General features: G+C 72.7%; 8 protein-coding genes and 1 pseudogene. 4 read left to right on the top strand and 5 right to left on the bottom strand.

The features are described 5' to 3' along the window. Nucleotides 1-732, bottom strand: a 732-nt coding sequence (locus G3I40_RS02700; RefSeq protein ID WP_164300528.1) for an aminotransferase class I/II-fold pyridoxal phosphate-dependent enzyme, incomplete at its 3' end; no start/stop codon positions are given. 37 nt (nt 733-769) lie between these two features. On the opposite strand from G3I40_RS02700, the gene G3I40_RS02695 reads away from it, so the two are divergent. Beyond that, complete coding sequence (locus G3I40_RS02695; protein ID WP_164300527.1) at nt 770-1,447, top strand: pyridoxamine 5'-phosphate oxidase family protein; 678 nt, start codon at nt 770-772, stop codon at nt 1,445-1,447. Next, nucleotides 1,447-2,094, top strand: a complete 648-nt coding sequence (locus tag G3I40_RS02690; RefSeq protein WP_164300526.1) for an FMN-binding negative transcriptional regulator — start codon at nt 1,447-1,449, stop codon at nt 2,092-2,094. The genes G3I40_RS02695 and G3I40_RS02690 overlap by 1 nt, the downstream gene beginning before the upstream one ends. Before the next feature lie 3 nt (nt 2,095-2,097). Here G3I40_RS02690 and G3I40_RS02685 read toward each other — a convergent pair. The 3 genes and pseudogenes from G3I40_RS02685 to G3I40_RS02675 all read right to left on the bottom strand — a co-directional run. Next, a pseudogene (locus tag G3I40_RS02685) lies at nt 2,098-2,583 on the bottom strand (DMT family transporter); the annotation flags it as partial. A gap of 399 nt (nt 2,584-2,982) precedes the next feature. Next, on the bottom strand, nt 2,983-3,999 hold the full coding sequence (locus G3I40_RS02680) for an EamA family transporter (RefSeq protein WP_164300525.1): 1,017 nt from the start codon (nt 3,997-3,999) through the stop codon (nt 2,983-2,985). Nucleotides 4,000-4,081: 82 nt separating this feature from the next. Next, on the bottom strand, nt 4,082-4,600 hold the full coding sequence (locus G3I40_RS02675; protein WP_343244801.1) for a Clp protease N-terminal domain-containing protein: 519 nt from the start codon (nt 4,598-4,600) through the stop codon (nt 4,082-4,084). A 198-nt stretch (nt 4,601-4,798) separates the two neighbouring features. Here G3I40_RS02675 and G3I40_RS02670 point away from each other — a divergent pair, with 198 nt between their 5' ends. Next, nucleotides 4,799-4,987, top strand: coding sequence for a hypothetical protein (locus G3I40_RS02670; protein ID WP_164300523.1), 189 nt, complete (start codon nt 4,799-4,801; stop codon nt 4,985-4,987). 123 nt (nt 4,988-5,110) lie between these two features. Then, the gene (locus tag G3I40_RS02665; protein ID WP_164300522.1) at nt 5,111-5,539 is read left to right on the top strand and encodes an SRPBCC family protein; all 429 of its coding nucleotides are present in this window, start codon (nt 5,111-5,113) and stop codon (nt 5,537-5,539) included. A gap of 147 nt (nt 5,540-5,686) precedes the next feature. Here the strand turns inward: G3I40_RS02665 and G3I40_RS02660 are convergent. Next, nucleotides 5,687-6,091, bottom strand: a 405-nt coding sequence (locus G3I40_RS02660) for a PadR family transcriptional regulator (RefSeq protein ID WP_164300521.1), incomplete at its 5' end; no start/stop codon positions are given.

Below are 6,091 nucleotides of genomic sequence, written 5' to 3'. Positions count from 1 at the left end.
CCGGGCGGCGCTCACCGCGGCGCCGGTCGGGTTCTGCGCCCGGCCGGTCACCACGAGGGCCCGCGCCCCCTCGCGCAGCGCCCGCTCCACCTCGCCCGGCAGGGGGCCGTCGTCGTCCACGCCCACCGGTACGAGGCGCAGGCCGAGCGCGGGCACGAGGTCGAGCATGCTGCCCCACCCCGGATCCTCGACGGCGACCGCGTCCCCCGCCTTCAGATGCGCGACGAGTACGCGCTCGATCGCGTCCAGGGACCCGGAGGCCACTGCCACCGGGCCGTCCGGGAGCCCGTCGGCGTCGAGGTCGGCGCGCGCCCGCTCGGCCAGCTCCGGCTCCAGGGACGCGTCCCCGTACAGGACCGGCGAGCGGTCGGCGACGGTGGCGGCGGCCGTGAACGCCGCGACGAGCGGGGGCAGCAGGGCGGTGTCGGGATTCCCGTCGGACACGTCCCGCACGCCCTCCGGCACGTCCACCCGGATGTGCTCCCGGGCGCTCGTGGCCGGCTTCGGGCGCACCCGGCTCCCCCGACGGCCCGCGGTCTCGATGACCCCGCGCTCGCGCAGGGTGCGGTACGCGGCCGCGACGGTGTTGGGATTCACTCCCAGCCGCTGCGCCAACTCCCGCATCGGCGGCAGCAGTTGCCCCGGTTCGAGGCCGCCGTCCGCCACCGCACGCTCGACGCTGGCGGCAATCTCGGCTGCACGCCGCCCACTGATCGGATACTCTCCTAGCACAAACGACAGTTTGCACTAATGCAATGGAGTTCGCAACATGAGCGTGGCCCCCGAGCCGTCAGCCGCCGCCTACGCACCCACCGAGCGCACGGTACCGACCCGCTCCAAGGAGCGCGCCGCGTACGACCGCGCCCTGGTGCACTCGATACTCGACGAGGCCTACGTCTGCCATCTCGGCTTCGTGCGCGACGGCGCTCCCGTCGTACTGCCCACCCTGTACGGCCGGGTCGGCGAGCGCCTGTACGTGCACGGCTCCACGGGGTCGCGACCGCTGCGCATGGCCGGGCAGCAGGACCCGGGACTGCGGGTGTGCCTGACCGTGACGCACGTCGACGGGCTGGTGCTGGCCCGCTCCGCCTTCCACCACTCCCTCAACTACCGCTCCGTGGTGGTCCACGGCACCGCGCACCAGGTCACGGACCCCGAGGAGAAGCGGCTCGCGCTGGACGCACTCGTCGACCACGTGGTGCCGGGCCGTTCGTCGGACTCCCGACCCGCGAACGCCAAGGAACTCGCCGCGACGGCCGTGCTCAGCCTCGACCTCGCGGAGGTCTCGGCCAAGCTTCGCACCGGCGGCCCGAACGACGACGCCGAGGACCTGGACCTGCCGTACTGGACGGGCGTCGTCCCGCTGCAGCGGGGCCACGGCCCGCTGATCCCGGCGGACGACCTCGCCGACGGCATCGAGGTCCCGTCGTACCTCAAGGAGGGCTGATGCTGATCCATCCGTGGGACGCCGCGCGGGACGCCGCCGAGTGGCAACAGTGGCTCGCCGCCCACGACTTCGGGCAGCTCGCCGTCAACGGTCCGCCGGGCGAGCCGCCGTTCGTACAGCCGCTGCACTTCGCCTACGACCCGTCGTCCGGCGGGGAGTTCGGCGAGGTCGTCACCCATCTCGCCCGTCCGAACCCCCTGTGGGACGCGCTCGACGCCCGCCCCGAGGTGCTGCTCAGCGTCGTCGACGACTACGCGTTCGTGCCGGGCGCGTGGCAGGCGCCGCCCGGCACCCCGGCCGAGCACGGGACGCCGACCAGCGTGTACGCCGCCGTCCAACTGCGGTGCACGGCCCGCGTCGTGGACGACCCGGAGGAGAAGGCGGCGCTCCTCAACCGGCAGGTGGGCCACTTCCAGCCGCCGGGGCTGTCGACGACGGTGGCGGTGGGCGAGGCCCCGTACGGACGGATGCTCTCGGGCATCCGGGGCGTCCTGCTCCAAGTGACCGACGTACGGGCCAAGTTCAAGTACGCCGGCCACAAGCCGCAGGAGGTCCAGGACCGGATCGCCGCGGGACTGGCCGAGCGGGGCGCCCCCCGGGACGCCGCCGCGCTGGCGACCCAGCGGCGGCGGCGTCAGGAGGCGTAGGCCTCACCCGGCGGAACGCGCCTCCGCCACGGCGAGGCCGAGGACCGCGGCAAGGAGCAGCACGGTGCCCGCCACGGTGGCCGCCGTCAGGCTCTCCCCCAGCAGCGTCACCGCGATGACGGCCGCCGCCACCGGCTCCAGGAGCATGATCACGGAGACGGTTGCGGAGCGCACGGCGGCCGCGCCCGCGAAGTACAGGGTGTAGGCGAGCGCGGTCGGCACCGACGCCGTGTACACCAGCAGGCCCAGGACTTCGAGGTGCTCGCCCGTGTGCGGGACCAGCCCCTCGGCCGCCCCGAACGGCAGCAGGGCGAGCGAGGCCACCGCGAACGTACCGACGGTCGTGCCGAGTTGGTCACCGGTGCGGCCCGCCCGCCCGAACCAGCGGGTGAGCAGCGTCATCACGGCGTATCCGGCCGCGGAGAGCAGGGCCCACAGCACGCCCAGCGGGCGGACGGCCGCGCCGCCGCTCCCCAGGACCAGCACGAGGCCGCGGGACACCGGAAGTCGGGGCCCGACGGGAGGGACGGGAGCGGAACCGGGCACGGCTGAGCCGGCCTGGACGGCATGCGACACGTGGATCTCCACGGGAAGAGGCCCCGCAGGAACGGGACCGCGGACACGGACCGTCGTGGGCGGGCAGCCGTGTCCCGCTCGGGACGTGCCCGAGCCGGGGATCTGCGCAAGAGAACGGCCGCCCGCACGAAGGCCTGTTCCGGGGCGCGCGCCGAAGGGATCAGGCAGCGTCGGGTCGGCCGGCGTCGGAGGACGGCGGTCGCACGCCTGCGTGATCGCGGGACACGCCCGGGCCCGGCCCACCAGGGGCCGGACAGGCCCTACGCGGCCGGCGGCGGAAGAACGAGCCAGTGTTCATGCACGGCCGTCACCCTAGACGGCGCCGCCCGAGCGGGACAACGCGTTTTCCGGCGCGACGGCGGGCTCCGGCTCCGCGGCCGCCGGCTTCGACGACTGCGCGATGAACGCCCCGAACAGCACGACCGCGCCGCCGAACAGCTGCGGCGCCGAGAGGTGCTCGCCCAGCATGACCCAGGCCAGCACGGTCGCGATAACCGCTTCGAGACAGGCCACGACCCCGGCGACCTGCGGCGAGAGCCGTCGCACGGACACCACGCCGGTGACGTACGCGACGACGGTGGCGAGCAGCACGATCCAGCACAGCAGCAGCCAGGCGGGGACGGCCGTGCCGTTCATCGCGGCGCTGCCCGCGAGCACCGACCAGTCCATGCCCCACGGGCGGGCGATGACGGTGAGCAGGACGGCACCGATCAACAGGCCGTACGCGATCACACCGAGCGGGTCCGGAACCCCACCCTCGGCGGACCCCGCGTCGCTGCCCTGGTCGGACAGGACGAAGTAGCCGACCTGGCAGCAGGCGGCGCCCAGCGCGAGGAGCAGGCCGAGGACGTCGAAGCTCAGCCCCGACCACACCTCCACCACGCAGGCGAGACCGCCGACGGCCAGCACGACACCGAGCGCGGCGGCGCGGGTCACGGGCTTGTGCTGGACGAAGCGGACCCAGCCGAGGACGAGGGCGGGCGCCAGGTACTCGATGAGCAGGGCCACCCCGACGGGGATGCGGGAGATGGCGGCGAAGTAGCAGGCCTGTACACCCGCGACGGCGAGCAGGCCGAACCCGGCGAGCAACAGGGGCCGGCGCAGAACGAGCGAGCGGTGGCGCCAGGCCACGGGCAGCATGACGAGGGCGGCTCCGGCGACGCGCAGCCACACCACGTACAGGGAGTCGAGCCCCGCCTCGATCAGCGGTTTGGCGGCGACACCCGACCCGCCGAACGCGAGCGCGGAGACCAGGGCGAGCCCCAGCCCGAAGCCGCGCCCACTGGTTTCCTGACTCCCCTGAGACCCCTTTGACCCGTGCACCGGCACATCATGACAGGCACGGTCAGGACCGTCATCCCCGATGACCCCTGTCTCACAGGACGGACGGCCGACTCCTCCGCGGGGTGCGTCAGTTCAGCCGCTTGCGCAGCAGTTCCACGTCGACACCGGCCCGTCCGAGCACCTCGACGGCGCGGCATTCCGCGTCCGCGGCGGACGCCGCCAGCGCGGCCAGCACGTCCACGCCGCGGGCCCGCTCGTCACCGCGGGAGGCCGCCCGCTCGGCGCCGCTCTCCATCGCGGCGATGGCGACGGGCGACCAGCCGGGAGCCGCGCGCACGACGGGCACGGCTCCGGAATCCTCCACGGCGCCCTGCCACTGGAGTCCGTAGCCGATGCTGCGCTGCACGAGATAGCCGAGCAGCCGGGCGACCTGCCCGCCATCGGGGAAGGCGTCGCGGACCTCGGGGTCGACCTCCAGGAGCGAATGCAGCAGATGTGCGGTGTCGATCTGCTGATCCCCGTCCCGTACCGCGCGCCGCTTGGCTCCCGAGACGACCAGGGCGAGCTCGTCACTGAGCCGGATCTCGGGGAATTCTTCGCTGGGGTGGCCGTGCGCGCTGGCGTCGGACGGGAGAGGACTTTGCACGTACCCCACCTCATCAGGCCTGATGTACAGGAACATCCCCGGAGGGAAGCATCTTCGCGTCCGACACAAGTTGGGCACAGCCGCGCGACGTCTCCTCCTCAAGGATGAGATCGCCCCGCTCGCCCCAGGGGGCGCGCACTGTCTCGCCCTGCGCCCCGCCCGCAACCACACCCCCCTCACATTTCGTCCGTCGCAGACATGGAGAGCAGGTGCTGGCACGTCGCCCTGCCCGCGATCGACGGCAGGAGTTACGTGTACCGGGTGTACGCGCCGGACGACGCGCTGCCGGCCGACCTGTTCTGGGACGCGTGGCACTGCCATGACGAGGGCCCGCACCCGCGTGCGTACGACGTGTTCGACGCGGCGGAGATCGTGCGGGTGCGCTGATCCGGCGGCCGTCACGCATTTCTGACGGTTCATCAGTATTGAATGTTCGAGGGCGCCCGGCTACGTTCCGCGACGACGCGACACCACAGCCCGTCACGGCTCTCGACACAAAGGGGTGGCCGCATGGCCGAAGTCAGCGCGGAAGCACGCATCGAGGCGCCCACCGAGAAGGTCTGGGCCAAGCTCACGGACTTCTCCTCGTACGGGGAGTGGAACGCCACCCACACCAGCTTCCCCAAGGGCGGCCCCTCCTCGCTGGAGGTCGGCGGCACGTTCGAGGAGAACATGAAGCTGATGGGCTTCCCGGCCGAGGTCACCTGGACCATCGAGGACCTGGAGACCGCCCGCACCCTCGCCATCAGGGGCAAGGGCCCGATGGGTGTGAACGTCGGCACGCGCTACACCCTCACCGCGGACGGGGACGCGACGACGGTCCGCATCGACGGCTCGTTCCAGGGCGCGGCCGTCTCCCTCATGGCGGGGAAGCTCAAGGACTCGGCGACCGCCGCCCTGAACGAGTCGCTGCGCAAGCTGGGCGGCCTGGTGGCCTGACGCCCGCCCCGCCGTTCCGGACGCGCAGCGTTCCGAGCACGCGCCGCTGCGGACGCACGCCGTTGCCCACACGCGAAGAGGCGCCCCGTACGTGTCGTACGGGACGCCTCTTCCACGCTCTGCCCTCCGGCTGGGCCCGCACGGGGCTCAGTCCTCGTCGGCGAGGATCAGGTACAGCTTCTTGCGCGCGTCGTTGATGACGGAGAGCGCCTTGTCGCGCTGCTCCTTGCTGCCGGTCTTCCAGACCTGGCCGAACGCCTCCATCAGGCCGAAGCCGGCCTGCCGGATCTCGTTCATGGCCTCCCAGTCAACGCCGCGACCCGCTTCCTCCCAAGGAGCCTCGGGCCCCTCTTCGGCGGCGGTGGTACCGGCGTCGGTCAGCGAGAAGAGCTTCTTGCCGCCCTCACTCGCACTGGCGATCAGGCCCTCGTCCTCGAGCAGCTGGAGCGTGGGGTAGACCGAGCCGGGGCTCGGCTTCCACGCGCCGCCGCTGCGCTCGGCGATCTCCTGGATCATCTCGTAACCGTGCATCGGGCGGTCCTTGAGGAGAGC

The sequence above is a fragment of the Streptomyces sp. SID14478 genome (assembly GCF_010548525.1).
In the GTDB taxonomy this organism is placed as follows: Bacteria; Actinomycetota; Actinomycetes; order Streptomycetales; family Streptomycetaceae; genus Streptomyces.
This window is presented reverse-complemented; position numbering and strand designations above follow the sequence as displayed.

What these genes read in the sequence shown, in the direction of transcription:
- G3I40_RS02695 (WP_164300527.1), top strand. Translation starts at nt 770, where the DNA reads ATGAGCGTGGCCCCCGAGCCGTCAGCCGCCGCCTACGCACCCACCGAG.
- G3I40_RS02690 (WP_164300526.1), top strand. Translation starts at nt 1,447, where the DNA reads ATGCTGATCCATCCGTGGGACGCCGCGCGGGACGCCGCCGAGTGGCAA.
- G3I40_RS02670 (WP_164300523.1), top strand. Translation starts at nt 4,799, where the DNA reads ATGGAGAGCAGGTGCTGGCACGTCGCCCTGCCCGCGATCGACGGCAGG.
- G3I40_RS02665 (WP_164300522.1), top strand. Translation starts at nt 5,111, where the DNA reads ATGGCCGAAGTCAGCGCGGAAGCACGCATCGAGGCGCCCACCGAGAAG.